Here is a 24231-nt window from a genome sequence, read left to right on the forward strand (position 1 = left end):
GCGTGACGCCCCGGTCCGGTGCGCATGTAGGTTCTCTCGCATGACAGCGCAGAACGACACGGGTGGCAACCGAGCGCCGGCGAACGACTTCTCGCACGAGCAGGAGGGCTACCAGCACGGTCTGAAGCCCCGGCAACTGCAGATGATCGCGATCGGCGGCGCGATCGGCACCGGCCTCTTCCTCGGTGCCGGTGGACGCCTGCACACCGCGGGCCCCGCGCTCGCGCTGACCTACCTGGTCGCCGGGATCTTCGCCTTCTTCATCCTGCGGGCCCTGGGCGAGCTGGTGCTGCACCGCCCGTCCTCGGGGTCGTTCATCTCGTACGCCCGCGAGTTCTACGGCGAGAAGTTCGCGTACGCCGCCGGCTGGATGTACTTCCTGAACTGGGCGATGACATCGATCGTCGACACCACCGCGGTCGCGATCTACCTGCAGTACTGGTCGGCCTTCACCGCGGCGCCGCAGTGGCTGCTGGCGCTGATCGCCCTGATCGTCGTCCTCGCGGCGAACATGGTCGCCGTGAAGGTGTTCGGCGAGCTCGAGTTCTGGTTCGCCCTGATCAAGGTCGCCGCACTGGTGGCGTTCCTCGTCGTCGCGATCATCTGGCTCGTCTTCGCGTTCCCGGTCGAGGCCGGTGGCGAGGCCGTGCGCACCGGCTTCTCGATCTGGGGCGACAACGGCGGGCTGTTCCCGAACGGGCTGCTCCCCGCGGTCATCGTGATCCAGGGTGTCGTCTTCGCCTACGCCGCGATCGAGCTCGTCGGCACCGCATCGGGTGAGACACAGAACGCCGAGAAGGTCATCCCGCGTGCGATCAACTCCGTCGTCTTCCGCATCGCGGTCTTCTACGTCGGGTCGATCGTCCTGCTCTCCCTGCTGCTGCCGTACACGGCCTACAAGGAGGGCGAGAGCCCCTTCGTGACGTTCTTCTCGTCGCTCGGCAACCCGCACGTCGGCGCGATCGTCGGCGGCATCATGAACTTCGTCGTGCTCACCGCCGCGTTGTCGTCGCTGAACGCCGGACTGTACTCCACCGGACGCGCGCTCCACTCGATGGGCATGAACGGTTCGGCGCCGAAGTGGACCACGAAGATGTCGAAGGGCGGCGTCCCCTACGCCGGCATCCTGCTCACCGCGGCGTTCACCGTCGCGGGCGTCGTGCTGAACTACTTCGTCCCGAAGCAGGCGTTCGAGATCGCGCTGAACATCGCCAGCCTCGGCATCATCACCGCGTGGGGCACGATCATCCTGTGCCAGATGCGGCTGCGCCAGTGGGCCAAGCAGGGGCTCGCGAAGGAACCCTCGTTCAAGCTGCCCGGTGCTCCGGTCACCGCCTGGCTGACCCTGGCGTTCCTCGCCTCGGTCATCGTCCTGATGGCGATCGACTACCCCGTCGGCACGTACACGATCGCGTCGCTCGTCATCATCATCCCGCTGCTCGTCGTCGGCTGGTTCCTGCAGCGTGACCGCATCCTGCGCATCGCCGCCCTGCGCGAGGGCGTCACCGGCCCCTACCCGATCGGCGTCCGCGACCCCGCCGCCTCGGTGCGACGCGACGGCGACGGGAGCTAGCGCTCCGCTTGTCCCCGGAACGCAAGGCCCCAGTGCCGAACACGAGCGGTCCGGCACCCGTCGCTACCATCAGCGGGTGCCGGACCGCTCTCCTTCTCCCACCCTCGACCTGCAGCTCAGCTGGCGAGGTGCCTACGGACGCCTCCGGGTGTTCGCGGATCGTCTCGAGGCCGAGACCGACTACCAGCGCGAGACGCGCACCGTGGTGCCGATGGACGCGGTGCAGGGGTGGCGCCTCGGACCGTGCGACGAGGACGCCGTCTGCGTCGAGTTCATCGCCGGGCAGGACACCTACCGGGTGCTGCTCGACACCCCGGACGAGCAGCTCGCTGCGCTGGCGATCCGGAAGGTGCTCGGCCCGCCGCTGGAGTCCTGAGGACGCCGGTGCCGGGGCCCGGGGCCCGCAGCCCCGTTGCCCGGGGCCCCGTTGCCCGGGTGCCCGGCTCAGTCGTCGGTGTCGACGCGGTCGGTGACGACGTCACCGGAGCCGGCGTCGATGCGCACGCTGTGCTTGGTGCCGGACGAGTCGAGCACGTCGCCCTCCCAGACGACCGTGCCGACGTGGTCGTCGAGGCCGAGCTCGGTCACGGTCCCCGCGTGCAGGTCCTGGAAGGCGTCGACGGCCTGCTTGACGCTCAGGTCGGCGGCGGCGACGAAGCGCTCGTGCTCGGCCTTGTCGTCCGCGTCGGCGGCCTCGGTCTGCGGGGTGCCGGCGACCGAGGTGCCGTCGGCGTTCGTGTGCACCTCGTGCTCGGTGCCGTCCTTGGTCACGACGAGGACCTCGTAGGCGGAGGCGCCCTGCTCCTGCTCGACCGAGATGACGGTGCCCGAGCCGACCTCACCGCGTGCGGTGGCGACGGCGGCGAGCAGGGCCTTGTTCGAGCCGGAGGACGTCGAGCCGGACGATGACGAGCCGGTGCCGGTGCCGGCCGGGTCCGTCGCCGACGAACCGACCGAGCCGGAGCCGGCCGAGCCGGTGTCGTCGTCGGAGTCGTCGCTGGCGCACCCGGTGAGTGCGAGCGCCGCGACGATCGGCAGGGCGGCGAACGCGGCGATGCGGCGGGCGGAGGGCTTCTGGTGCTGGGTACGGAAGTTCATGTGGACGAGCATCGCGTCGGGGTGCTGAAGCAGCCCTGAAGCCGCCTGTTCAGCCGCCGAGTGCGATGTGGACGACGAACCGTGCGCCGCCGAGCGGGGACGTGACCACGGTCGTGTCCCCGCCGTGCGCCCGTACGGCGTCGCGGACGATGGCGAGGCCGAGCCCCGCGCCGCCGGCGTCCCGGCTGCGGGCCTCGTCGAGACGGACGAACCGCTCGAAGACGCGCTCGCGCTCGTCCTCGGGGACGCCGGTGCCGTCGTCGTCGACCGTGAGCACCGCGGACCCGTCGTGCTCGGTGAGCGACACGGCGACGCGTGTGCTCGCGTGCCGGACGGCGTTGTCGACGAGGTTCCGGACCACCCCAGCCAACACGCGCTCGTCGCCGAGGACCCGCGCTGCCGAGATCGCCGAGCCGTCCACCCGCACCACCGGGGCGTCGCCGTGCCGCTCGGGCGCGACACCCGCCGTCGACCGTGCCCGCGCGCGGGCCACCGCGTCGAGCGCGAGGTCGTCGAGGTCGACGGGGCGCCGCGTGCGGATCCCGCCCTCGTCGAGGCGGGAGAGCTCGAGCAGCCCGGTGACCAGGTCCTGCAGGCGCACCGCCTCGGACCGCACGACGTCGGCGAGGTCCGCCACCTCGGTCCGCTCCGGGTGCGCGACGGCGACCTCGGCGTGCTGCCGGATCGACGCGATCGGCGACCGGAGTTCGTGGGAGGCATCGGACACGAACCGTCGCTGGCTCTCGGCGGACCGTTCGAGGCGGTCGAGCATGGCGTTCATGGTGCTCGCGAGCCGGGCGACCTCGTCGCCGGTGTCCGGGACCTCGACCCGGGCGTCCGGACGGGCCGCCCGGATCGTCTCGACCTCGGTGCGCATCCGTTCCACCGGCCGCAGCGAGCGTCCGGTGACGGCCCAGGTGACCGCGACCAGCAGGAGCACCAGCACGGGCACCCCGACGGCGAGGAGCACGACGGCGGTGCGGACCGCGGTGTCGGCCTGGTCGAGCGTGGCGCCGTAGACGAGCGTCGCCTCGCCGCCGCCGGGCAGGTCCACGTCGTCCGCCACGAGCAGCCAGCGTTCGCCGTCGTGGGTCCACCGGGACTCGTCGGCGGTCGGGAGGGCGTCCCCGTCGGCGTCCTCGCCGTGCGCCAGGACCACTCCGCCGTCGCCGATCACCTGGACCAGGACGTCCTCGTAGCCGGTCACCGCGGCCGCACCGTCCGCCTCGACCCGGGAGGACACCTGCTCGAGACCGGCCTCGGCCGAGGTCCGCACGCCGTCGAGCAGCACGAGCCGCAGCACGACGACGAACGCGACGGCTCCGATCACCAGCGCCGCGAGGACGACGACCCCGGCGCCGAGCGTGGTGCGGGCCCGGACCGACCGGGCGCGCCGGGGCCTGCTTCGTGCGGCTCCGCTCGCACCGGGCTTCGGCCGCTCAGCCACCGTCCGCCGCCAAGCGGTACCCGGCGCCCCGGACCGTCTCGATCGCGGCACGCCCGAACGGTCGGTCGAGCTTCCGGCGGAGGTGCCCGACGTACACCTCGACGATGTTCGGGTCGCCCTCGAAGTCGACGTCCCAGACGTTCTCGATGACGTCGCGCTTCGACCGGACCTGTCCCGGGTGCCGTGCGAGGTACTCGAGCACGGCGAATTCTCGGCTGGTCAGCTCGACGGGGATCTCACCGCGGGCCACGGTGCGCGCCGCGGGGTCGACCACGAGGTCGCCGAGCGTCAGCACGGTGGGGCGCTCACGGGCGCCGCGTCGGACGAGCGCCCGCAACCGTGCGACGAGCACCGGGTGCGAGAACGGCTTGGTGACGTAGTCGTCGGCCCCCGCGTCGAGCGCCTCGACCTGGTCCCACTCGCCGTCCTTGGCCGTCAGCATGAGCACGGGGGTCCAGTCGCCATCGGCGCGGAGCTGCGCGCACACGGCCCAGCCGCTCAGGCCGGGCATCATCAGGTCGAGCACGATCGCGTCGTAGCGGAACTCACGCGCGTGCCACAGGCCGTCCACGCCGTCGTTCGCGACGTCGACCGCCCACCCCTCGGCCTCGAGGCCGCGGCGCACGCCGTCGGCGAGCCGGACCTCGTCGTCGACCACCAGCACACGCATGGGGTCGATCCTGCCGTGCCCCGCTGAAGCAGGGCTGAAGCGGCCCGCCAGCGCGGCTCGCGACGGTGACCGGGGCGGACGGGAGGCCCGTGGCGGCGCCGCCACGGGCCTCCCGTCCGGCGGTGGTCCGGACCAGGGCCGCCGACCCGGCGTGCTCAGACCAGCAGCAGGATCCCGGCGATCACGGACGCGACGGCGATCGCGAGCGCGATGAGCAGGAGCACGAGGTGCACCGTGTAGAACGTCGTCGGCTTGCCGGCGGCGTCGCGGGCACGCGAGTCCTTCGCGACGCGCTGGAAGAAGCGCGGCCAGGTGACGACGTTGAAGACGGCGCCGATGAACAGGACGACTGCGGCGAAGACGAGCACGGGACGATCCTAGTGAACGTTCGCGGCGACGATGCCGGTACGTCGACGCCGGGCGGGTGGTGCTCGGCCGCCCCCAACGCGGCCGAGTCCCGACCCGGCAGGCCACAGGATCTGTAGCACTTGCTACAGACTGTACACGGCCTCTTCGGCAGCGTCGAGGGACTACGCCGTCTCGAGCGCGGCCTCGGCGTCGGCGAGGGCGGCACGCTCGGCGTCGGTCAGGGACGCCCGTGCTCCCCGGACGCCGTCGTTGATCTCGACGATGCGGCGGCTGAGCCGGGTCGCGGGGTCGTCGGTCGGCGGGTAGGCGTTGTCCACGCCGATCCGTTCGTGCAGCGGCGCCAGGCGGCGGAGCGCATCGTCCACACGGCGGGCACGGCGGCGGCGGGAGATCCGGTGCCCGACGACGAGCAGGAGCATGCCGGACGCCACGCACAGCACGGCTCCCGGCGTGGTGACGTCGTAGGGCAGCGAGAGCGCGTGCGTGACGTCCAGGTCGCCGACGACGTGGGCGACGTCCATCACGACGACCACGACCATGCGGACGACCCCGAGCACCCCGCCGAGGACCAGGACCCACAGCCCCACCAGGTCGGTGGTCGTCCGGGCCTCGCGCAGCCGGAGCACGCAGATGAACCCCGTCGCGCCGAGGGCCACTCCGAGGTAGACGGTCTGCGCGATCGAGTAGACGGTGGCAGCCGGATGCGAGCCGGCGTCGAGCATGAAGGTCGTCGTGGTCGCGGGCTTGTCGAGCACGGTGAACGCGACGACGACCACCACGACGACCGCGGCGAACGACACCACGACCGCGTTCCGGAGCCAGGGCCGCGCCGCGCCGACCGCCTTCGCCACGCCCCACAGCAGCGTGCTCGTGCCGGCCACCATGAGGCAGTCGCTGATGACGGTGACGACGTTGAACCCGCCGAGCAGCGGGTCGAGCCACCGGTACAGCGGGTCGACGTTCGTCACGATGGTGGCGGCGAAGAGCAGGAACGTGAACGCCAGGGTACGGTCCTGCCCGCGTTGCAGGACCAACAGCACGATCGTCCCGACGATGAGCAGCACCGCCTGGACGACGGCGACGATCACCCGAAGACCCCGCGGAAGGCGCTCGGGCGGCCGCGGTGCTGGCGGATCACGGTGGCCAGGCGGTCGGCGAAGACCTCGGCCTCGTGCTCGTAGGTGTTCGAGAACAGCCCCCGGGCCAGCGCACGCTCGACCTTGTACTCGGGCAGGTCGGGGATGACGTCACGGATGTAGGCGCTCTGCGGGGCGTGCTCCTGGTGCCGGTGCAGGACGTGCCCGAGCTCGTGCCCGATCACGAACGAGCGGAACGTCGGCGAGGTCGTCGGCGAGATCATCACCAGGTGCGCGTGCTCGAGGGTGGCCACGAAGCCGCACACGGGTTCGGCGGCCAGGAACGACTCCTCGCGCACCACGATCGGCTTGCCGACGACGTCAGCGGCGGCGGCGACGGCCTGGTCGACGTCCGACCACCCCTCGGCGGCACCACGAGCCCAGAACGCCTCGACGAGGGCGTCGGTCATGCGACGCTCCCCCGCTGCGATTCCTCCTCGAGCACCTCGGCGATGCGCCGCAGCGCGTCGGGTGAGAGCTCACCGGGGAAGGTCCGGGCCGCGAAGCCGCTCACGCGGGCGGACCGCAGGGACCGGACGAGGGCGAGCTGGGCACCGATCCGTTCCGGTACCTCGCTGTCCTCGAGCAGGAAGCGTTCGTCGACCTCGAAGTACCCGGCCAGCAGGCGCAGGAGCTCGGTGTCGCGGTTGCGGCGGCCGTCGCCGGAGAGCATGTAGGTCCACTTCGCCCGCGACAGCGACCCGCCGTGCGCCGCGACGTACTCCTCGATCGAGGAGAACGGCACCGGAGCACCACGCTGCGACTCCTCGAAGTCGAGGAGCAGGTTGAGGCGGCGCGCGAGCTCGGCGGCGTCGAGCGCCCCGCCCTTCAGATCACCCGTGTCCATCTCGGACTCCTCCCCAGCCGTGTCCGCGCGACCTGTGGGTCCGGCGCGTGGACGCCATGCTAGCGCGGGTGCCCGGCACGCGCGCCGCTACCCTCGTGGGCATGCCCCGCCGCTTCCCCGCCACCGTCGCGGCACCGGTCGAGCACGAGATCGTCATCACGAAGTCGCGGTTCATCACGACCGTCGCGCCGGTGTCCGGGGTCGAGGACGCCGACCGCGTGATCGCCGAGGTCCGCCGGCGGTACTGGGACGCCCGGCACAACTGCACGGCGATGGTCACCGGCGTGCTCGGCGACCAGGCCCGTTCCTCGGACGACGGCGAGCCCTCCGGCACCGCGGGCGTCCCGATGCTCGAGGTCCTGCGACGCCGCGGGCTGACCGACGTCGTCGCGGTCGTCACGCGGTACTTCGGCGGGGTGAAGCTCGGTGCCGGCGGACTGGTCCGGGCCTACTCGACCTCGGTGTCCGAGGCGCTCGACACGGCGGTCCTCGTCCGTCGCGAGGCCCTGACGCAGGTGCGCTTCGACGTCGACCACGCCGACGCCGGGCGGCTCGACAACGTGCTGCGCGACTGGGTCCGGCACCACCACGCGACGCTCGGCCCGACCGAGTACGGGCAGGCGGCGACCTTCGAGGTGTGGGTCCCCCACGAGGCGCTCGGAGCCCTGACCGCCGACCTCGCCGCCGCGTCGGCCGGTTCGCTCGAACCCGTCATCGGCGAGGAGCGGATCGTCGACGTCCGCGCCGGCTGACGTCCCCGCGGACGCAATTCGCGGTTCCTGCACACCTCGGGCGTGTCTCGGCATCGGCGTGGAAACCTGCCCGGAACGCACGAACGCCCCGACTCGATGAGCCGGGGCGTTCGTCCTGCGGTGCACCCCCTCGGACTTGAACCGAGAACCCACTGATTAAGAGTCAGTTGCTCTGCCAATTGAGCTAGAGGTGCATGTTCCGGCTTCCGTGCCGCAACGGGAATCAACAATAGCATGGGTTTTGCGCGCCCACGACCACTCGCGGGCGCACGACGCGAACAGGAGCACCATGACCGACCGTCTCGTCCCCGGCGACACCGCCCCCGACTTCACGCTGCCCGACCAGGACGGCGTCGAGCACTCCCTCGCTGCCCTCCGTGGCAAGAAGGTCATCGTGTACTTCTACCCGGCGGCGTCCACCCCGGGCTGCACCACCGAGGCCTGCGACTTCCGCGACAACATGTCCTCGCTGCAGGCCGCCGGCTACGAGGTCCTCGGCGTCTCGAAGGACGAGCAGGCGAAGCTCAAGACGTTCCAGCACGAGCAGGCGCTGACCTTCCCGCTGCTGAGCGACCCCGACCTCGCCGTGCACAAGGCCTACACGGCCTGGGGCGAGAAGAACAACTACGGCAAGATCGTCACCGGCACGATCCGGTCCACGATCGTGGTCGACGAGGACGGCACCGTCCAGCTGCCGCTCTACAACGTCAAGGCCACCGGACACGTGGCGAGCCTGCGGAAGAAGCTCGGCCTGGTCTGAAGGCCGGCCACGCACTGGAGGCCCGGTGCCGGTTCCGAGAACCGGCACCGGGCCTCCAGTGCGTGCCGGACCAGACCGTCTACTCGGCCGGACGCGCGAGCGCGGCCGTCACCGACCGCGACAGCACCAGCGTGATGCCGAGCAGGGCCGGGACGAGCAGCACCCAGCCGACCGCGGCGACGCGGAAGACGCCCTGGAACGCCCCGATCGCGATGGCACCCTGCAGGACCTGCCAGACGATGATGCCGGAGCGCACCCACGCCCGGCCCTGCCACAGGCCGTTCAGCAGCGCGCCGAGCCAGAGCGCAGCGATGGCGACGAGGACCGTGAGGGCGATGCCGGAGGCGATGCTCGTGGCCGGGGCGACGACCAGTTCGACGACCAGGACGACGGTCACGACCACCAGCGCGAGGAACTCGAGGCCGACCACGGCGAGCAGCCCCAGCATCGCCGGCGACCGGCGCGCGACGGGTGCGGAGGGTTCGGTGTCGTTCGGGGTGTCGTCGTGCACAGTGATCCTCCAGCATCGGAACCCTTGATTTGGCCCTACCAGTATGGAACGATATTGGAGGTCGTTTGGACGGCACGATGTGGTGTGCGTCTCCCGTGGTTCATCGCTCCTCCCCCGAGCGTCTCGCGGGCGTCAGACACGCTTCCTGCGGACTCCTCCCCACAGTTGTCCCCTCCATGCCGCATGCATGGTCAGCGGTCCGATCCCCCGAACCACGGCCCCGGCCTGCCGTTCGAGCATCGACATCAAGGAGCACCACACATGGACTGGCGTGACAAGGCTGCCTGCCTCACCGCAGACCCCGAGCTCTTCTTCCCCGTCGGGAACACCGGGCCCGCCGTCGACCAGATCGAGAAGGCCAAGTCGGTCTGTGCGCGTTGCACGGTCACCGAGATGTGCCTGCAGTACGCACTCGAGAACAACCAGGACTCGGGTGTCTGGGGTGGTCTCAGCGAGGACGAGCGTCGTGCGCTGAAGCGTCGCGCCGCCCGCGCTCGCCGCGCGTCCTGACCCCGGTCGTCTGACACCACGACGCCCGTCGTCCCCTCGGGGGCGGCGGGCGTCGTCGTGCGCGCGGGGCGGGTTCTGCAGAACACCGGTGTTCACGCTTTGAACACCGGAACGCGGGTGTTCGACCGGTGAACACCGGTGTCTCGCGGCGCCCGGACTAGGCGGCGGGGGCGGTCAACCAGCGGAACGGGATGGTGATCGTCACCTCGGTGCCGCTGCCGGTCAGGGTGTGCCAGTCGATGGTGCCGCCGAGCTCGCCCTGGATGAGCGTGCGGACGATCTGCGTGCCGAGGCCCGAGCCGACCTTGCCCTCGGGGAGCCCCACGCCGTTGTCGCGGACCTCGATCTCCAGGTGGTCGTCGAAGCGGCGGGCGACGATCTCGACCTCGCCGTCCCGGCCGTCCAGCCCGTGCTCGACAGCGTTCGTCACGAGCTCGGTGAGGCCGAGGGCGAGCGGCGTCGCGGCCTCGGAGGGCAGCACCCCGAACTCGCCGGTCTTCTTCGGGTGCACGGTGGTGTTGTGCGACGCGGCGACCTCGGTCACGAGCTTGAGCACCGAGTCGAACACCTCGTCGAAGTCCACCGTCTGGCTGAGCCCGCTCGACAGGGTGTCGTGCACGACGGCGATGGCGGCGACGCGGCGCATGGCGTTCTGCAGCGAGGTCCGCGCTTCGTCCGAGTGCGTGCGACGCGCCTGGATCCGCAGCAGGGACGCCACGGTCTGCAGGTTGTTCTTCACGCGGTGGTGGATCTCGCGGATCGTGGCGTCCTTGGTGATGAGCTCGCGCTCCTGGTGCCGCAGCTCGGACACGTCGCGGCAGAGCACGATGGCACCGATGCGCTCACCGTGGTCGCGGAGCGGGATCGAGCGGAGCGACACCGTGACGCCCTTCGACTCGATGTCCGCCCGCCACGGTGCGCGGCCGGTGACGACGAGCGGCAGGGACTCGTCGACGTCGAGCTGGGCGCCGATGAGCTCGGTGGTGACCTCGGCGAGGGACTTCCGCTCGAGCTCGCCCTCGAAGCCCATGCGGTTGAACGCGCTCAGGCCGTTCGGGCTCGCGAACGTGACGATGCCGGCGGTGTCGAGGCGCAGCAGGCCGTCGCTGGCACGGGGCGCACCACGACGGGGGCCCGCCGGTGCGCCGAGGTCGGGGAAGTCACCGGTGGCGATCATGCCGAACAGGTCGTTCGCGCTCGCGGTGAAGTTGAGCTCCTGGCGGCTCGGGGTCCGCATCTCGTCCTGGTTGGAGTGCCGGGTGACGACGGCGATCGGTCGCTCGGTCGTCTCGGCGCTCTTCGCGCTCAGGCGGCGGAGCACCGGGATCGCGCGGACGCGGGTCGGGGTGTCCTCGTACCAGTCCGGCTCGGCGGAGTCGACGACCCGGGACCCGGCGAAGCTCTCGGTCACCTGGCCGCGCCACTCCTCGCGGATCTCCTGCCCCACGATGTCGCGGTAGAACAGCGTCGCCGCGGAGCTCGGCCGGGCGTGGGCGACGGCCACGAACGAGCCGTCCTCGGCGGTCGGGACCCAGAGCACCATGTCGGCGAAGGACAGGTCGGCGAGGAGCTGCCAGTCCCCCACGAGCAGGTGGAGCCACTCCACGTCTGCTTCCGAGGAACGGCCTTGCGCGAGGACGAGGTCACTGAGGGTCGACACCCAGCCAGTCTAGGTCCGCTGCCTTGTGGAGAACGTCGCCCTGTCCACAGGACAGACCGGCGTGTATTTCGCATGTCGCACGCCCCATACGCTCGCTCCAACGACGGAAGGGGCAGGGGTGGCAGAGCAGGCACGCCGCATCGATCACGAGACGACGACGGCGCACCCACCGCCGCTGCGGATCGTCGAACCGGCGCCGGAGCCCGCCGTGGCGACCGGTCCCCCGGACCCGGCGACGACCGCACGGGCGCTCGGGCTCTGCGTCGCCGAGGTGCTCACCGGCGCGCGGGAGGTCGACAGCATCGCCCGCTGGATCAGCGACGACGTGCAGCGCCACCTGCAGCAGCGCGCCGCGGTCGCCGCGCACGCCCGGGGCTCCGGGCGGCGCCCACGCGGGCGCCCGGTGCTCCGGGTCGGCAGCGTGCTCGTCTGCCGCCCCGCGGCGGGCGTCGCCGAGGCGACGGTGGTCGTGCACGCGCGCAGTCACGCTCGGGCGGTCGCCATGCGGCTCGAAGAGCGACACGGACGGTGGCAGGCGACCGCGATCGGGGTCCTGTAGCCGGGCCGCGGACGGACGGGAGGCCCGGTGCCAGCTGGCACCGGGCCTCCCGTCCGTCGTCGGTCACGCTCGGTGAGCAGGAATGGTCGGGTCCCGATGTGGGACCCGACCATTCCTGCTCACGATGCGCTGGCGCGCGGACGCTAGTTCTTCTTGGCCGCCTGGCGACGCTCGGCGCGGTTGCTCGCCGCGGCCTGACCGGAGGCGGTGGCCGCGTTGCCGAACGCGGAGCCCTGCTCCGGCTCGGCGGCCGCTTCGGCCTCGGCCTGGGCGCGCTGCGCACGAGCGGTCGCGGCCTGCTCGAGGCGACCCTTCTCGTCGCGGACCTCGACCTCGCCGTCGATCGACGGTGCCGAGTACTCGAGGCCGGAGACCTCGTCCTCGCCGAGACCCTTGGCCTCGATCACCGCGTTCTCGCCGTCGGACTGCACCTGGACCTCGAGGTTGAAGAGGTAGCCCACGGACTCCTCGCGGATCTGCCCCATCATCGTCTGGAACAGGGCGTAGCCCTCGCGCTGGTACTCGACCAGCGGGTCGCGCTGCGCCATCGCGCGGAGGCCGATGCCGTCCTTGAGGTAGTCCATCTCGTACAGGTGGTCGCGCCAGCGGCGGTCGATCACCGAGAGCACCACGCGACGCTCGAGCTCACGCATCGCCTCGTCGCCGAGGAGCTCCTCGCGCTGCTGGTAGGCCAGCTTGGCGTCGGAGAGGATCTCGCGGGCCAGGAAGTCACGCGACGCCTTGCCCTTCGAGCCGGCCTCGGTGATCACCTCGTCGATGGAGATCGAGATCGGGTAGAGCGTGCCGAGCTCGGTCCACATGGCGTCGAGGTCCCAGTCGTCCGGGGAGCCTTCGCCGGTGTGGCTGTCGATCACGTCGTCGATGACGGCCTTGAGGAACGACTGCGCGCGGTCGTGCAGGTCGTCGCCCTCGAGGATGTGGCGGCGGTCGCTGTAGATCGCCTCGCGCTGGCGGTTCAGGACGTCGTCGTACTTCAGGACGTTCTTGCGGATCTCGGCGTTGCGGCCCTCGACCTGCGCCTGGGCGGACCGGATCGCACGGCCGACGAGCTTGTTCTCGATCGCCAGGTCGTCCGGCACGTTCGAGCGGCCCATCAGGCTCTCGGCGGCACCGGAGTTGAACAGGCGCATCAGGTCGTCGGTCAGCGACAGGTAGAAGCGGCTCTCGCCCGGGTCACCCTGGCGGCCGGAACGACCACGCAGCTGGTTGTCGATGCGGCGCGACTCGTGGCGCTCGGTGCCGAGCACGTACAGGCCGCCGACGGCGCGGACCTTGTCGCCCTCTTCCTCGACCTCGGCCTTGACGCGGGCGAACACGTCGTCCCACTCGGCCTCGTACTCGTCGGGGGTCTCGGTCGGCGACAGGCCCTTGGCGTGCATCTCCTGCACGGCGAGGAACTCCGCGTTGCCGCCGAGCATGATGTCGGTACCACGACCGGCCATGTTCGTCGCGACGGTCACGGCGCCGAAGCGACCGGCCTGGGCGACGATCGCGGCTTCACGTGCGTGGTTCTTCGCGTTGAGGACCTCGTGCTTGACACCCTGCTTGGCGAGGAGCTTCGACAGGTACTCGGACTTCTCGACGCTCGTGGTGCCGACGAGGACGGGCTGGCCCTTCTCGTGGCGCTCCGCGATGTCCTCGGCGACCTGCTCGAACTTCGCCTTCTCGTTCTTGTAGACGAGGTCGGTCTGGTCGATGCGCTGCATCGGCTTGTTCGTCGGGATGGGCACGACGCCGAGCTTGTAGGTCGACATGAACTCGGCCGCCTCGGTCTCGGCGGTACCGGTCATGCCGGAGAGCTTCTGGTAGAGGCGGAAGTAGTTCTGCAGCGTGACGGTGGCGAGGGTCTGGTTCTCGGCCTTGACCTCGACACCTTCCTTCGCCTCGATCGCCTGGTGGATGCCCTCGTTGTAGCGGCGGCCCATCAGGATGCGGCCGGTGTGCTCGTCGACGATGAGCACCTCGCCGTTCATCACGACGTAGTCCTTGTCCTTCTTGAACAGGGCGACGGCCTTGATGGAGTTGTTGAGGAACGAGATGAGCGGGGTGTTCGCCGACTCGTACAGGTTCTCGATGCCGAGGTAGTCCTCGACCTTCTCGATGCCGGGCTCGAGGACACCGACGGTGCGCTTCTTCTCGTCGACCTCGTAGTCCTCGCCCGGGGTGAGGCGCTTGGCGATCGAGGCGAACTCGGTGAACCAGCGGTTGGCCTCGCCCGAGGACGGACCGGAGATGATGAGCGGCGTGCGGGCCTCGTCGATGAGGATCGAGTCGACCTCGTCCACGACGGCGAAGAAGTGACCACGCTGCACCATGTCGGATGCCTGCCACGCCATGTTGTCGCGCAGGTAGTCGAAGCCGAACTCGTTGTTCGTGCCGTACGTGATGTCGGCGGCGTACTGCTCGCGGCGCTCGGCCGGGGTCTGGTTCGCGATGATGCAGCCGGTGGTCATGCCCAGCGCGCGGAAGACGCGGCCCATGATCTCGGACTGGTACGACGCCAGGTAGTCGTTGACCGTGATGACGTGCACACCGCGCGACGGGATCGCGTTGAGGTAGGCGGCGGTCGTCGCGACGAGGGTCTTGCCCTCACCGGTCTTCATCTCGGCGATGTTGCCGAGGTGCAGCGCCGCGCCACCCATGAGCTGCACGTCGAAGTGCCGCATGCCCAGGGTCCGCTTCGCGGCTTCACGCACGGCGGCGAACGCCTCGGGCAGGAGGTCGTCGAGGGTCTCGCCGTTGGCGTACCGCTCGCGCAGCTCCTTGGTCTCGTCGTGGAGTTCCTCGTCGGTGAGGCTCGAGAAGTCGTCCTCGAGGTCGTTGATGGCCGAGGCGTACGCCTTCAGCCGGCGGAGGGTTCGTCCTTCGCCGATGCGGAGGACCTTCTCCAGCACGTTTGCCACGTGAACTCCTTACGAGGTCGTCGCGCGCGACCTGCACGCCCGATCGACCAGTCATGCTAGCAACCCGCGAACGCACGGCGCTGTGAGCGGCGCGGCTGTCGCGGACACGGGTGTGCGCGGCCCGCGAACGGACCGCGCACACGGTGCGGGACCGGGGGTCCCGAGTCGGATCAGGCGATCGCGGCTGCGCGCTCCGCTTCGGTGTCCGCGTCGACCGCGGCCGGCGCCCGGCCTGCAGGCACCTCGTCGATGCCGATCACGCCGTAGTCCCAGCCCTTGCGTCGGTACACGACACTCGGACGGCGGGTCTCGGCGTCGACGAACAGGTAGAAGTCGTGCCCGACGAGTTCCATGTAGTACAGGGCGTCGTCGACCGTCATCGGAGCGGCCTCGAAGACCTTGTGCCGGATGACGACCGGGCTGTAGACCTCGTTCTCGTCCTCGGCGGCCTCTTGGTCGACGACCGGGACGGCGCCGGTCGCGACGTCCTCGATGAGCTTGCCGTCGGCCGGGACGACGCCCATCCCGTCGAAGCCGCTGCCGGCCGCCTCGGCGACCGAGGTGGGGCGGTGCCGGCCGTGGTGCACCTTGCGGCGGTCACGCGCCCGACGGAGGCGTTCCATGATCCGCGCGAAGGCGAGGTCGAAGGCGGCGTACTTGTCCGACGCCGCGGACTCGGCCCGTACGAGCGGCCCCGGTCCGATCAGCGTGAGCTCCACGCGGTCCTCGCCCTGGCTGCCGCTCGACTTCTCGTGGTGGCGGCTGATGCGCACCTCGAAGGCGAGGGCGCGGTCGGCGAGCACGTCGATCTTCTCGGACTTCTGTTCGACGTAGGTGCGGAAACGGTCGGTGACCCCGACGTTCCGGCCCGTGATCGTCACGTCCATGTGGCGGCTCCCATCCAGTGTCGGCGCGTCGCCTCCGTCCGGCGACCCGAACGCCTTGTCGCGAGGCTAGACCCGGCGCACCCTCGGCGTCACGGGGAGGCGGCGAGTCCGCCGGACACTCACCGGACACACAGCGGCCACCGGGTGTTCACCGATCATCAGTCGTCGACGCTCGCCACGGCGACGCAGCGCACCACCCGACCGCCCGCCGCCCGCACCGCTCGGACGCCCTCGGCCATCGTGACGCCCGTCGTCACGACGTCGTCGACGAGCACGACGTCGCGGCCGTCGACACCGGTCGCCCGCAGGGTCCCGACGGTCGCGGTGACGCGTTCCACCGCCGACCGCTCCTTCTGCCCCGGTCCGGATCGCCGTCGTCCGGCAGGGGTCCGGCCGAGGCGCCCCGTGTGCCGGACACCACCACGGGTGAGCAGCAGCACCACCGGGTCGAACCCACGGCGTCGGGCACCCGCGCGGGACGGCGGCACCCGGAGCACCACGGTGCCGTCCGGGGCCGCGGCGAGCGCCGCACGGACGAGGGCACCGAAGCGGACGCCGAGCGGACGGGCGACGTCGACCCGGCCCCGGAGCTTGAGTTCGAGCACCAGGGTGCGGACCAGCCCCTCGTACTCGAAGGCCGCGTCGAGGCGGACGCCGGCGACCAGCCGGACCCGCCGGGGCCGTGCGTCGAGCGCCGCGCGGCAGGGCCGGCAGAGCGCGCGGTCCGGGCGACCGCAGCCCAGGCAGGCGACGGGCAGGACGAGCCCGAGCACGGTGAGCACGGCGTCACGCCACGGGGTGGGGGCGTCGTCAGGGGGCATGCCACGACTGTGGTGGTGATCGGACGACGGCGGTGGGCCGGTGTGCCGGACTGTGGACGGGCCTCCAGGCCGGGTGGGGTGTGGAGGACGGTGGCGTCAGCGCTGGACGCCGAGCACGTCGGCGGTGACGCCCGTCGAGTCCCAGCCGCCCCCGGTGGACTGCAGGACGTCGCCGCTCGACATCCGGAGCAGCAGGGCGCCGCCGCTGCCGCCGCTGATCGCGGTGGCGCGCCCGTCGGGCTTCGGCAGGGTGCTCGACTTGCCGCCGATGGTGGTGCGGACGATGTTCGGACCGGTCGGCGTCTGCCCGACCGAGGCGACGTCGGTGTCGTTCACCCACGTGGCGTCGACCGCGGTGCCGCTGGCGGCCTGCACGCGGACCGGGGCGCCGAACGAGGTCGGTGACCGGTCGGACCCGCGGATGATCGCCATCACGTACAGGCCGGGGCCGTCCGCGGTCTCGATGAGCGCGAGGGCCCTGGTCGAGTCGCGGGACACCTGGAACGACACGAGGTCGCCGCGCGGCAGGGTGGTTCGCACCTGGTGGGGGTCGCCGCCGAGGCCGTAGGCGGTGATGTGACGGGTGTCGGACTGCTGCCCCACCCAGACGAAGCCGAGGTCGTCGACGGCGGGGGCGACGAGGTCCTCGCGGGCGTCGACGCGCAGGCGGTCCTTGCCGCGCACGACGACGACGCCGTCCCGGTTGCCGACGGCGGCGGTGGTGCCGGACGCCGACAGGGCGATCGAGGTCGGGTCGAGGCCGGCGATCGCGGCCCCGACGCCGCTGCCGAGTTCGGCGACCTTGCCGGTGCCCGAGGCGGCGTAGCCGACGACGCCGTCCTCGTCGACCAGGGGTCGGGGGTCGACGTCGGGGTTCTGCTGGGCGTCCGCTCCCCCGGAGTCCGGCACCGACAGCGTCGCGCCCTCGATCGTCATCGACACCGACGAGATGGTGGCGACCGAGGCGAGGGACTTGCTGAGCTGTTCGCGCATCCGGACCTTGTCGACGGTGCTCGCACGCAGGGCGTCGCTCGACAGGTCGACCAGGGCGGTGCCGCTGTCGATCGTCACCGCGTTGAGGGACAGCTGGGTGCCCTCCGGGAACGACGAGACGACGGCGCCCTTCAGCCAGTCGGCGGGGCCGGCGAGCAGGGCGCTGGCGATGCGGGTGCTGGTGGAGGACCGAGCGAGGAACCAGCGCTGGTCGGGCACCAGGAAGCGGTAGGTCGGGTCGTAGAAGTACAGGGCGTGCGCCTGGAACACCGACTCGAAGCTGACCGGCGACAGGATGATGCCGTCCGGGGCGTAGGCGATGCGCCACTCGCCGTCTTCGCGGACGAACTGGAACGTCAGCGTCGACGAGGTCGGGCGGACCGCCTGGGTGTACTCCCCGTCGGAGTCGACCGTGGCACTGGCCGTCATTGTGTAGGTGAGCTCGCGGTCGTCGGCGCGCTCGACGGTGCCGCTGCCGTCCCGGATCGTGACGCCCTGCCGGGGGTTCCACCGCTGGGCGAAGTCGGCTGCCAGGAACTGCCGGGCGATCGCGTAGTTGTCCTGGGCACCGGTGGCGGCGGCGATGAACCCGCGGAGGATCGCGGTCTGGTCGGACCCGGTGATCGGCTTGTCCGGCCGGAAGTCGACGCCCGAGAGCGACTCGTCCTTGATGGTCTGCCCGGTGCGCACGGCACCGTCGGTCGGGATGGCCGCACAGGCGGTGACCGCGAGCAGGCTGACCGCGGCGAGCGCGACGGCGAGGACGTGGCGGATCCGGTGGCGCATCAGGACTCCTCTCGCACGGCGCGGGGGCCGTCGTACGACTCGTCGAGCTCGGGCAGCGGGATGGCCGAGGTGGCGGTGGTGCCCTGCTCGTTGCGGGGCAGGGTGAGCACGAACGTCGATCCCGCGCCAGGTCGGGACCACACGTCGATGCGTCCGCCGTGGAGCTTCGCGTCGCCGAGGCTGATCGCGAGGCCGAGGCCGGTGCCGCCGATGGTGCGCTTGCGGCTCGGGTCGGCCCGCCAGAAGCGGTCGAACACCCGTGCGGCGTCCTCCGGCGGCATCCCGACGCCCTGGTCGCGGACGGCGATGGCGACGGTGCGTGCGTCGCTGTCGACGACGACCTGCACGGGCTTCGCGTCACCGTGCTCGACGGCGTTGCCGACGAGGTTGCGCAGGATCCGGCGGACCCGCTTGGCGTCGAGCCGCATCGTGGTGTGGCCGCCGGGGGTCGCGAGCTGCAGGTCGATGCCGGCGCGCTCGGCCAGCGGGCGGAACTCCTCGACGATGTCCGCGGCGAGGGAAGCCGGCACGACGGGTGCGGTGTCGAGCTGCACCGCCTGGGCGTCGTACCGGGAGATCTCGAGCAGGTCGGCGAGGAGCATCTCGAAGCGCTCCACCTGGGCGTGCAGGAGCTCGGCGGACCGGCCGACCGACGGCTCGAACGCGTGCCGGGAGTCGTAGAGCATGTCGCCGGCGAGCCGGATCGTGGTGAGCGGGGTGCGGAGCTCGTGCGACACGTCGGACACGAACCGCTGCTGCACGCGGGAGAGCTCGGCGAGCTGGGTGATCTGGCGGCTGACCGCCTCGGCCATCCCGTTGAAGCTCCGTGCCAGGGTCGCCAGGTCGTCCTGGCCGCGCACCGGGATGCGCTCGTCGAGGCGCCCCGCGGCGATCTTCCGGCTCGTCTCGGCGGCACCGCGGATCGGCACGACGACGAGCCGGACGACGAGCGAGGTGACCAGGGCGATGAGCACCATGAGCGCCACACCGCCGATGGAGAGGGTCTGGGAGACGAAGTCCAGGGTCTGCTGCGCGTCGGAGAGGTCGTAGACCAGGTACAGCTCGTACTGGCCGGCGCTCGGGATCTGCAGCGTGGACCCGACGGCGAGGCCCGGCACCCGGCGCCCGTCGTCGTCGAGCTCCACGGGCTGCAGGCTGAGCCGACCGGTGTTCTGCGCGACCTCCTTGCGCAGGGCGTCGGTGATCACCGCGTCCGGGAAGTCCTGGCTGGCGATGGTCTGCAGCGTCTGCGGGGTGGACTGGTCCGGGCTCCGCTCGATGGCGATGCTCGTGCCGCCCGGGCTCGTCGTGTTCGACAGGATCGCCTGCTGGGCCTCGTTCTGCAGGGTCTCGAGCTCGGACTGGTTGTTGTCCTCAGCTGCCGTGGCCGCGTCGAAGATCCCCTGGGCGACGATGGTGGCCCGTGCGGACTCGGACTCGATCTGGTCGCGGCGCTGCGAGTAGACGTTCGTCGAGATGCTCACCATGACCGCGGTGCCGATGATCCCCACCGCGAGCCCGGTCGTCATCACGGTGATGGCGACCGAGCGGAACATGAGCGAGCGCCGCCACAGGTAGGCGATCGGACGCCAGGCGCGTCGGAGCCAGCGCCGCATCCGGCGGCGGCTGCGGTCGACGACGCCGATCGAGACGGTGGTGCTGCCGGCCCCACCGGCACCGCTGGCACCGCCGGACCCACCGGCGCCGGTGGCCCGGCCGGCGCCGCCGGCCCGGCCGGAGCGTGCCGAGCCCGACGGGCGCGTCGAGGGCGGCACGGTGCTCAGGCTCCTCCGGCGCGGTACCCGACGCCGCGGACCGTGGTGACGGTCTTCGGGTTGTCCGGGTCGTGCTCGATCTTCGCGCGGAGCCGCTGCACGTGCACGTTCACCAGGCGGGTGTCCGCCTTGTAGTGGTAGCCCCAGACCTGCTCGAGCAGCATCTCGCGGGTGAACACCTGGTTCGGCTTCTCGGCGAGCGCCCGGAGCAGGTCGAACTCGAGCGGCGTGAGCGCGATCACGGTGTCACCGCGGCGCACCTCGTGCCCGGCGACGTCGACCGTGACGTCGCCGACGTGCAGGACGGTGGCGTCGGACGCGCTCGGCCGCAGGCGGGTCCGGATGCGCGCGACGAGCTCCTTCGGGTTGAAGGGCTTCACGACGTAGTCGTCGGCACCGTTCTCGAGCCCGAGGACCACGTCGGCGGTGTCGCTCTTCGCCGTGAGCATGATGATCGGCGTGCCGCTCTCGGCACGGATGCGCTTGCACACCTCGATGCCGTCGATGCCGGGCAGCATGACGTCGAGCAGGACGAGGTCCGGTTTGGTGGCGTGGAACGCGTCGACGGCGTCGTTGCCGTCGGCGCTGAACTCGGGTTCGTACCCCTCGGAGCGGAGCACGATGCCGATCATCTCGGAGAGGGCCTGGTCGTCGTCGACGACGAGGATGCGCGGTGTCATGTGATCTGGACTCCGGGTGGCGTGCGGGTGCCGTGGTCGGCACGTGTCCCCACACGATAGCCGAGGCCCCGCCGCGCCGGGTTTTCCGCCAGGATGGGGGTGGACCGTGCATCGCTGGCTCGGTCCGACACGACGAGGGGGCTGGAGTCATGTCCGATTGGCACACACCGGGCGGTGGGCAGCAGGGTGCGCCGACGCCGCCGGCGTCCGGACCGGCGCAGGGACCAGGACCCCAGCCTGGAGGCCCGCCCCGCTTCTCCGTGCCGCCGCAGCCCGCCCCGGGGCCGGGTCCGGGGCGACCGGGCGGTCCGTCCGGTGGCTCACGTCCGGTGATCCCGCTGCGCCCGCTCGGTCTCGGGGACATCCTGGCCGGGGCGTTCACGGTCTTCCGCCGGAACGCCCGCGTGCTGCTGCTCTGGAGCGTGCTGCTGAGCGGTGTGCTCGGCCTGCTCTCGACGCTGGCCAGCACCTTCGGGCAGCAGGCGTTGCAGTCGCGGATGTTCTCGGCCCTCGACGGCGGCAGCGGTGCCGACTCGGTGGTCGCTGGCACGCTGACGCTCACGGCACTGCTCTCGGTCGTGCTGCCGTTCCTCGCCTACCTCGGTCGCGGGTTCCTCGTGGCGCCGGTCGCCGCGGACACCGGGCAGCGGGTGCTCGGCCGTCGCGCCACGTTCCGGGGGCTGTGGGCGCTGCTCGCCGGCCGCCGGTGGTCCGTCGTCGCGTGGATGCTCGTGCAGATCGGGGCCGGTGTGGTCCTCGCGCTCCTGGCCGGGCTCGTGTTCTTCGGGGTGTTCGCGGCCATGGGCGCGGCCGACTCCGGCACCGGGTGGTTCGTGCTGGTGCTCGTGCTGTTCGTGCTCGGCATCGGTGTCGTCGTCGTGTGGCTCGCCACGCGCTTCGTCCTCACCGTCCCGACCATCGCGCTCGAGGGCCGGCCGGTCTTCGCCGCAGCCGCACAGTCGTGGCGCCTGACCCGCGGGGCCTTCTGGCGGACCTTCGGCATCCTGCTGCTCGTCCAGCTCATGTTCGGGTTCGCGGCGTCCATCGCGTCGATCCCGCTCACCATCGGCGCCGTGCTCGTCGGGGGCACGTTCGACCCGCTCGGGCAGACGGGTGGCACGTCGGGAGCCGGCACCGGTGCGGTCATCGCCATCGTCGTCGGGAGCCTGCTCGCGATCGCGGTGCAGTGCATCACCGACGTGCTGAGCGCCTCGATCACCACGTTCCTCGCCATCGACCGGCGAATCCGCACCGAGGCGCTCGACCAGCGGATCGCATCGCACCTGGACTCCGGGCAGCCGACCGACCCGTTCGCACCGTCCGAGCCCGTCGCACGCCCGCCGTGGCCGCCGCAGCAGCAGTGGGGTGGCCAGCAGTGGCAGGCGCAGCAGCAGCCGTGGCCGGGGCAGCAGCAGTGGCAGCCCGGTCAGCAGCAGCAACCCTGGCAGCCCGGCCAGCAGCAGCAACCGTGGCAGCCCGGCCAGCAGCAGCAACCCTGGCAGCCCGGCCAGCAGCAGCAACCCTGGCAGCAGGGTCCGGGCCAGGCGCCGCCGAACGGCTCCGCGTGACGGCGGTCGACCCGGACGAGGCGCGTCGCCTGCTCGAGCGCGAGCTCGAACGGTCCGCCTACGACGCTGCCCGGCCGACGTGGTGGGACCGTGCCTCGCGCTCCTTCCTCGACTGGCTCGGGTCGCTCCGCGCCGACGGCATCGACTCCCCCGCGGCAGCCCGCACCGCGCTGGTGATCGCGATCGTGGTGCTCGTCGCGGTCGTCGTGCTCGTCGTCGTCGCCCGCGGACTCCCCCGTCGGCGCGCCCGGGCCGGTGACGGTGACACCGGCGGGGTGTTCGACGCCGACGACCTGCGCTCCGCCCGGGAACTCCTCGAAGCGGCCCAGGCCGCCGTCCGTCGCGCCGACTGGTCGGCAGCGGTGCTCGACGGGTTCCGCGCGATCGCCAGGGGGCTCGGCGAACGCGACCTGGTGCCCGACGTGCCCGGAGCCACCGCGCGGACGATCGCCGCTCGGGGTGCCGTGCCGTTCCCCGCGTCGGCCGGGGCACTCGACGCGGCAGCGACCGCCTTCGACGCGGTCCGGTACCTCGGTGCCGAGGCCGACGAAGCCGCGGCCCTGCGCGTGCTCGACACCGAGCGGACCGTCCGGCAGGCCCGGCCCGCCCGGGCCGAGGGACCGGTGGTGCCGGCATGACGACCGACACCGCCACACGGACGAGCGCCGGACCGACTCCTGCTCGGGTTCCGGCTCCTGCTCCGGCCGAGGGACGCCGGTTCCGCATCGGGTTCTGGGTCGCGATCGTCCTGGTCGGCGTCCTGCTCGCCGCGCTGACCGCCCTCGTGCAGGGCACCGACCCGGACGCACCGCGCGCACTCGACCCGACCTCGACGACGGCCAGTGGTTCGGCCGCGCTCGTCCGGGTGCTCGAGCAGCGGGGCACGGCGGTCTCCGTCACCGACACCGTCGACGGCGTCGGCGGGATCGACGGCGGCACGGTGTTCATCGACGACGCCGACGGGGCGCTCGACCCCGCCGTCGCGGAACGCATCGCCCGCACGGCCCGGCACGTCGTGGTCGTCGGGACGAGCGGCGCAGGCCTCGACGCGCTGCTCGGGTTCCCCCTCGACCCGCCCGCCCAGATCGACGGTGACGCCACCGTCTCGACGGCCTCGTGCGGGATCCCGGCGGCGGCCTCGGCTGCCCGGGTGACGACCGCCGGCTCCGGGTACACCGTGGACGACGACGCCGCCGAACGGTGCGCGCCGACGGGCGAGGGCGGCTCCCGGGTCTGGGGCCTCGTGCGCACCACGACCCCGGGCGGTGACGTCACCCTGCTCGGCACGACCTCGGCGTTCCGGAACGACACGATCGCCACCGCCGGGAACGCCGCGCTCGCCCTCGGGCTGCTCGGCACCGACGAGCGACTCGTCTGGTACACCCCGGCCGTCGGCACCCCCGACGCCGCACCGACCCTCGGCGAGCTCGCACCGCCGTGGGTCCCGAGCGCCCTCGCACTGCTCGCCCTCGTCGCCGTCGCGGCCGGCGTCTGGCGCGGCCGACGGCTCGGCCCGCTCGTCGTCGAGCGGTTGCCCGTCGTCGTCCGTGCTGCGGAGACCACCGAGGGCCGCGCCCGGATGTACGCCCGCACCCGTGACCGCACCCATGCCCTCGACACCCTGCGCGTCGCCGCCGTCCGCCGCATCGGCCGGATGCTCGGACTTCCCCGATCGGCACACGTCGACGAGGTCGTCCGGACCGCGGCCCAGGCCACCGGCATCCCGCACACCCGTGTCGGCGCCGTGCTCGTCGGTGGGACCACCGACGACGACCGTGCGCTCGTCGACGGCACCGCCGCGCTCGACGACCTCGAACGCGCCGTCCGCCGGGCGACCTCCGGTGACCGACCGACCTCCGACCCCGACCGACCAGGAGCACGACCGTGACCGACCTGCCCCCTGCC

Annotated in this window: 24 protein-coding genes and 1 tRNA gene; 9 read left to right on the forward strand and 16 right to left on the reverse strand. The window is 71.8% G+C overall.

Translation table 11 applies throughout. From position 1 onward, the window contains the following. Positions 1-40: 40 nt before the first annotated feature. Together DEJ02_RS02360 and DEJ02_RS02365 are read left to right on the forward strand one after the other, a co-directional pair. Positions 41-1573, forward strand: a complete 1533-nt coding sequence (locus tag DEJ02_RS02360) for an amino acid permease (RefSeq protein ID WP_111031878.1) — start codon at positions 41-43, stop codon at positions 1571-1573. Positions 1574-1649: 76 nt separating this feature from the next. Continuing rightward, complete coding sequence (locus DEJ02_RS02365; RefSeq protein WP_128780676.1) at positions 1650-1949, forward strand: hypothetical protein; 300 nt, start codon at positions 1650-1652, stop codon at positions 1947-1949. 68 nt (positions 1950-2017) lie between these two features. Here DEJ02_RS02365 and DEJ02_RS02370 read toward each other — a convergent pair whose 3' ends face one another. The 7 genes from DEJ02_RS02370 to DEJ02_RS02400 all read right to left on the reverse strand — a co-directional run bounded on the left by DEJ02_RS02370 (position 2018) and on the right by DEJ02_RS02400 (position 7140). Further along, complete coding sequence (locus DEJ02_RS02370; protein WP_146249206.1) at positions 2018-2671, reverse strand: PepSY domain-containing protein; 654 nt, start codon at positions 2669-2671, stop codon at positions 2018-2020. 49 nt (positions 2672-2720) lie between these two features. Then, positions 2721-4118, reverse strand: a complete 1398-nt coding sequence (locus DEJ02_RS02375; protein ID WP_111031880.1) for a cell wall metabolism sensor histidine kinase WalK — start codon at positions 4116-4118, stop codon at positions 2721-2723. Next, the gene (locus tag DEJ02_RS02380) at positions 4111-4788 is read right to left on the reverse strand and encodes a response regulator transcription factor (RefSeq protein ID WP_111031881.1); all 678 of its coding nucleotides are present in this window, start codon (positions 4786-4788) and stop codon (positions 4111-4113) included. Before DEJ02_RS02380 ends, DEJ02_RS02375 begins: the two co-directional genes overlap by 8 nt. A gap of 155 nt (positions 4789-4943) precedes the next feature. After that, positions 4944-5156, reverse strand: coding sequence for an SCO4848 family membrane protein (locus DEJ02_RS02385; RefSeq protein ID WP_027466517.1), 213 nt, complete (start codon positions 5154-5156; stop codon positions 4944-4946). 162 nt (positions 5157-5318) lie between these two features. Continuing rightward, positions 5319-6245, reverse strand: coding sequence for a hypothetical protein (locus tag DEJ02_RS02390; protein ID WP_111031882.1), 927 nt, complete (start codon positions 6243-6245; stop codon positions 5319-5321). Continuing rightward, positions 6242-6703 (reverse strand): ImmA/IrrE family metallo-endopeptidase, encoded by a 462-nt coding sequence (locus tag DEJ02_RS02395; protein ID WP_111024367.1) that lies wholly within the window; start codon positions 6701-6703, stop codon positions 6242-6244. Before DEJ02_RS02395 ends, DEJ02_RS02390 begins: the two co-directional genes overlap by 4 nt. Further along, positions 6700-7140: a hypothetical protein gene (locus DEJ02_RS02400; RefSeq protein WP_051596928.1), complete on the reverse strand. Its 441-nt coding sequence runs from the start codon at positions 7138-7140 to the stop codon at positions 6700-6702. The genes DEJ02_RS02395 and DEJ02_RS02400 overlap by 4 nt, the downstream gene beginning before the upstream one ends. Before the next feature lie 101 nt (positions 7141-7241). On the opposite strand from DEJ02_RS02400, the gene DEJ02_RS02405 reads away from it, so the two are divergent. After that, positions 7242-7892: a YigZ family protein gene (locus DEJ02_RS02405; protein WP_071405779.1), complete on the forward strand. Its 651-nt coding sequence runs from the start codon at positions 7242-7244 to the stop codon at positions 7890-7892. Between the two features lie 121 nt (positions 7893-8013). Here DEJ02_RS02405 and DEJ02_RS02410 read toward each other — a convergent pair. After that, positions 8014-8086, reverse strand: a tRNA-Lys gene (locus DEJ02_RS02410). 95 nt (positions 8087-8181) lie between these two features. On the opposite strand from DEJ02_RS02410, the gene bcp reads away from it, so the two are divergent. Beyond that, complete coding sequence (gene bcp / locus DEJ02_RS02415; protein ID WP_111031883.1) at positions 8182-8652, forward strand: thioredoxin-dependent thiol peroxidase; 471 nt, start codon at positions 8182-8184, stop codon at positions 8650-8652. A 79-nt stretch (positions 8653-8731) separates the two neighbouring features. Here bcp and DEJ02_RS02420 read toward each other — a convergent pair whose 3' ends face one another. Continuing rightward, entirely contained in the window at positions 8732-9163 is a 432-nt protein-coding gene (locus DEJ02_RS02420) for a hypothetical protein (protein WP_084741237.1), read from the reverse strand. 261 nt (positions 9164-9424) lie between these two features. Here DEJ02_RS02420 and DEJ02_RS02425 point away from each other — a divergent pair, with 261 nt between their 5' ends. Further along, on the forward strand, positions 9425-9673 hold the full coding sequence (locus DEJ02_RS02425) for a WhiB family transcriptional regulator (RefSeq protein WP_017888820.1): 249 nt from the start codon (positions 9425-9427) through the stop codon (positions 9671-9673). 157 nt (positions 9674-9830) lie between these two features. Here the strand turns inward: DEJ02_RS02425 and DEJ02_RS02430 are convergent, their stop codons facing one another. Beyond that, positions 9831-11333, reverse strand: coding sequence for a sensor histidine kinase (locus DEJ02_RS02430; RefSeq protein WP_110865382.1), 1503 nt, complete (start codon positions 11331-11333; stop codon positions 9831-9833). A gap of 118 nt (positions 11334-11451) precedes the next feature. Between DEJ02_RS02430 and DEJ02_RS02435 the strand changes: the two genes are divergently transcribed. Beyond that, a complete protein-coding gene (locus DEJ02_RS02435) occupies positions 11452-11892 on the forward strand; it encodes an Rv3235 family protein (protein ID WP_111031884.1) in 441 nt (146 codons plus the stop codon). Between the two features lie 143 nt (positions 11893-12035). Here the strand turns inward: DEJ02_RS02435 and secA are convergent, their stop codons facing one another. The 6 genes from secA to mtrA all read right to left on the reverse strand — a co-directional run bounded on the left by secA (position 12036) and on the right by mtrA (position 20758). Next, complete coding sequence (gene secA / locus DEJ02_RS02440) at positions 12036-14816, reverse strand: preprotein translocase subunit SecA (RefSeq protein ID WP_111024364.1); 2781 nt, start codon at positions 14814-14816, stop codon at positions 12036-12038. 170 nt (positions 14817-14986) lie between these two features. Further along, on the reverse strand, positions 14987-15703 hold the full coding sequence (hpf, locus tag DEJ02_RS02445) for a ribosome hibernation-promoting factor, HPF/YfiA family (protein WP_111031885.1): 717 nt from the start codon (positions 15701-15703) through the stop codon (positions 14987-14989). 158 nt (positions 15704-15861) lie between these two features. Further along, a complete protein-coding gene (locus DEJ02_RS02450; RefSeq protein ID WP_111031886.1) occupies positions 15862-16524 on the reverse strand; it encodes a ComF family protein in 663 nt (220 codons plus the stop codon). A 96-nt stretch (positions 16525-16620) separates the two neighbouring features. Then, on the reverse strand, positions 16621-18303 hold the full coding sequence (locus tag DEJ02_RS02455) for a GerMN domain-containing protein (RefSeq protein WP_111031887.1): 1683 nt from the start codon (positions 18301-18303) through the stop codon (positions 16621-16623). Further along, positions 18303-20078, reverse strand: coding sequence for an MtrAB system histidine kinase MtrB (gene mtrB / locus DEJ02_RS02460; protein ID WP_258378648.1), 1776 nt, complete (start codon positions 20076-20078; stop codon positions 18303-18305). Before mtrB ends, DEJ02_RS02455 begins: the two co-directional genes overlap by 1 nt. 5 nt (positions 20079-20083) lie before the next feature. Next, positions 20084-20758, reverse strand: coding sequence for an MtrAB system response regulator MtrA (gene mtrA / locus DEJ02_RS02465; protein ID WP_017888813.1), 675 nt, complete (start codon positions 20756-20758; stop codon positions 20084-20086). Positions 20759-21087: 329 nt separating this feature from the next. On the opposite strand from mtrA, the gene DEJ02_RS18730 reads away from it, so the two are divergent. The 3 genes from DEJ02_RS18730 to DEJ02_RS02480 are packed head-to-tail and all read left to right on the forward strand — an operon-like array spanning position 21088 to position 24214. Further along, positions 21088-22326, forward strand: coding sequence for a glycerophosphoryl diester phosphodiesterase membrane domain-containing protein (locus DEJ02_RS18730; RefSeq protein WP_181439053.1), 1239 nt, complete (start codon positions 21088-21090; stop codon positions 22324-22326). Continuing rightward, positions 22323-22964 carry a DUF4129 domain-containing protein gene (locus DEJ02_RS02475; RefSeq protein ID WP_111031889.1) on the forward strand — a complete coding sequence of 214 codons (642 nt, stop codon included), beginning with the start codon at positions 22323-22325 and terminating at the stop codon, positions 22962-22964. The genes DEJ02_RS18730 and DEJ02_RS02475 overlap by 4 nt, the downstream gene beginning before the upstream one ends. Further along, complete coding sequence (locus tag DEJ02_RS02480) at positions 22961-24214, forward strand: DUF4350 domain-containing protein (RefSeq protein ID WP_111031890.1); 1254 nt, start codon at positions 22961-22963, stop codon at positions 24212-24214. Before DEJ02_RS02475 ends, DEJ02_RS02480 begins: the two co-directional genes overlap by 4 nt. Positions 24215-24231 lie beyond the last annotated feature (17 nt).

Origin of the sequence: Curtobacterium sp. MCLR17_042, assembly GCF_003234695.1 — a bacterium.
Taxonomy (GTDB): Bacteria; Actinomycetota; Actinomycetes; order Actinomycetales; family Microbacteriaceae; genus Curtobacterium; species Curtobacterium flaccumfaciens.

Bases quoted from the DNA above. Each gene is read 5' to 3' on its own strand.
- DEJ02_RS02360 (WP_111031878.1), top strand. From the start codon at position 41: ATGACAGCGCAGAACGACACGGGTGGCAACCGAGCGCCGGCGAACGAC.
- DEJ02_RS02370 (WP_146249206.1), bottom strand. From the start codon at position 2,671: ATGAACTTCCGTACCCAGCACCAGAAGCCCTCCGCCCGCCGCATCGCC.
- DEJ02_RS02380 (WP_111031881.1), bottom strand. From the start codon at position 4,788: ATGCGTGTGCTGGTGGTCGACGACGAGGTCCGGCTCGCCGACGGCGTG.
- DEJ02_RS02395 (WP_111024367.1), bottom strand. From the start codon at position 6,703: ATGACCGACGCCCTCGTCGAGGCGTTCTGGGCTCGTGGTGCCGCCGAG.
- DEJ02_RS02400 (WP_051596928.1), bottom strand. From the start codon at position 7,140: ATGGACACGGGTGATCTGAAGGGCGGGGCGCTCGACGCCGCCGAGCTC.
- DEJ02_RS02405 (WP_071405779.1), top strand. From the start codon at position 7,242: ATGCCCCGCCGCTTCCCCGCCACCGTCGCGGCACCGGTCGAGCACGAG.
- bcp (WP_111031883.1), top strand. From the start codon at position 8,182: ATGACCGACCGTCTCGTCCCCGGCGACACCGCCCCCGACTTCACGCTG.
- DEJ02_RS02425 (WP_017888820.1), top strand. From the start codon at position 9,425: ATGGACTGGCGTGACAAGGCTGCCTGCCTCACCGCAGACCCCGAGCTC.
- hpf (WP_111031885.1), bottom strand. From the start codon at position 15,703: ATGGACGTGACGATCACGGGCCGGAACGTCGGGGTCACCGACCGTTTC.
- DEJ02_RS02450 (WP_111031886.1), bottom strand. From the start codon at position 16,524: ATGCCCCCTGACGACGCCCCCACCCCGTGGCGTGACGCCGTGCTCACC.
- DEJ02_RS02455 (WP_111031887.1), bottom strand. From the start codon at position 18,303: ATGCGCCACCGGATCCGCCACGTCCTCGCCGTCGCGCTCGCCGCGGTC.
- mtrA (WP_017888813.1), bottom strand. From the start codon at position 20,758: ATGACACCGCGCATCCTCGTCGTCGACGACGACCAGGCCCTCTCCGAG.
- DEJ02_RS02480 (WP_111031890.1), top strand. From the start codon at position 22,961: ATGACGACCGACACCGCCACACGGACGAGCGCCGGACCGACTCCTGCT.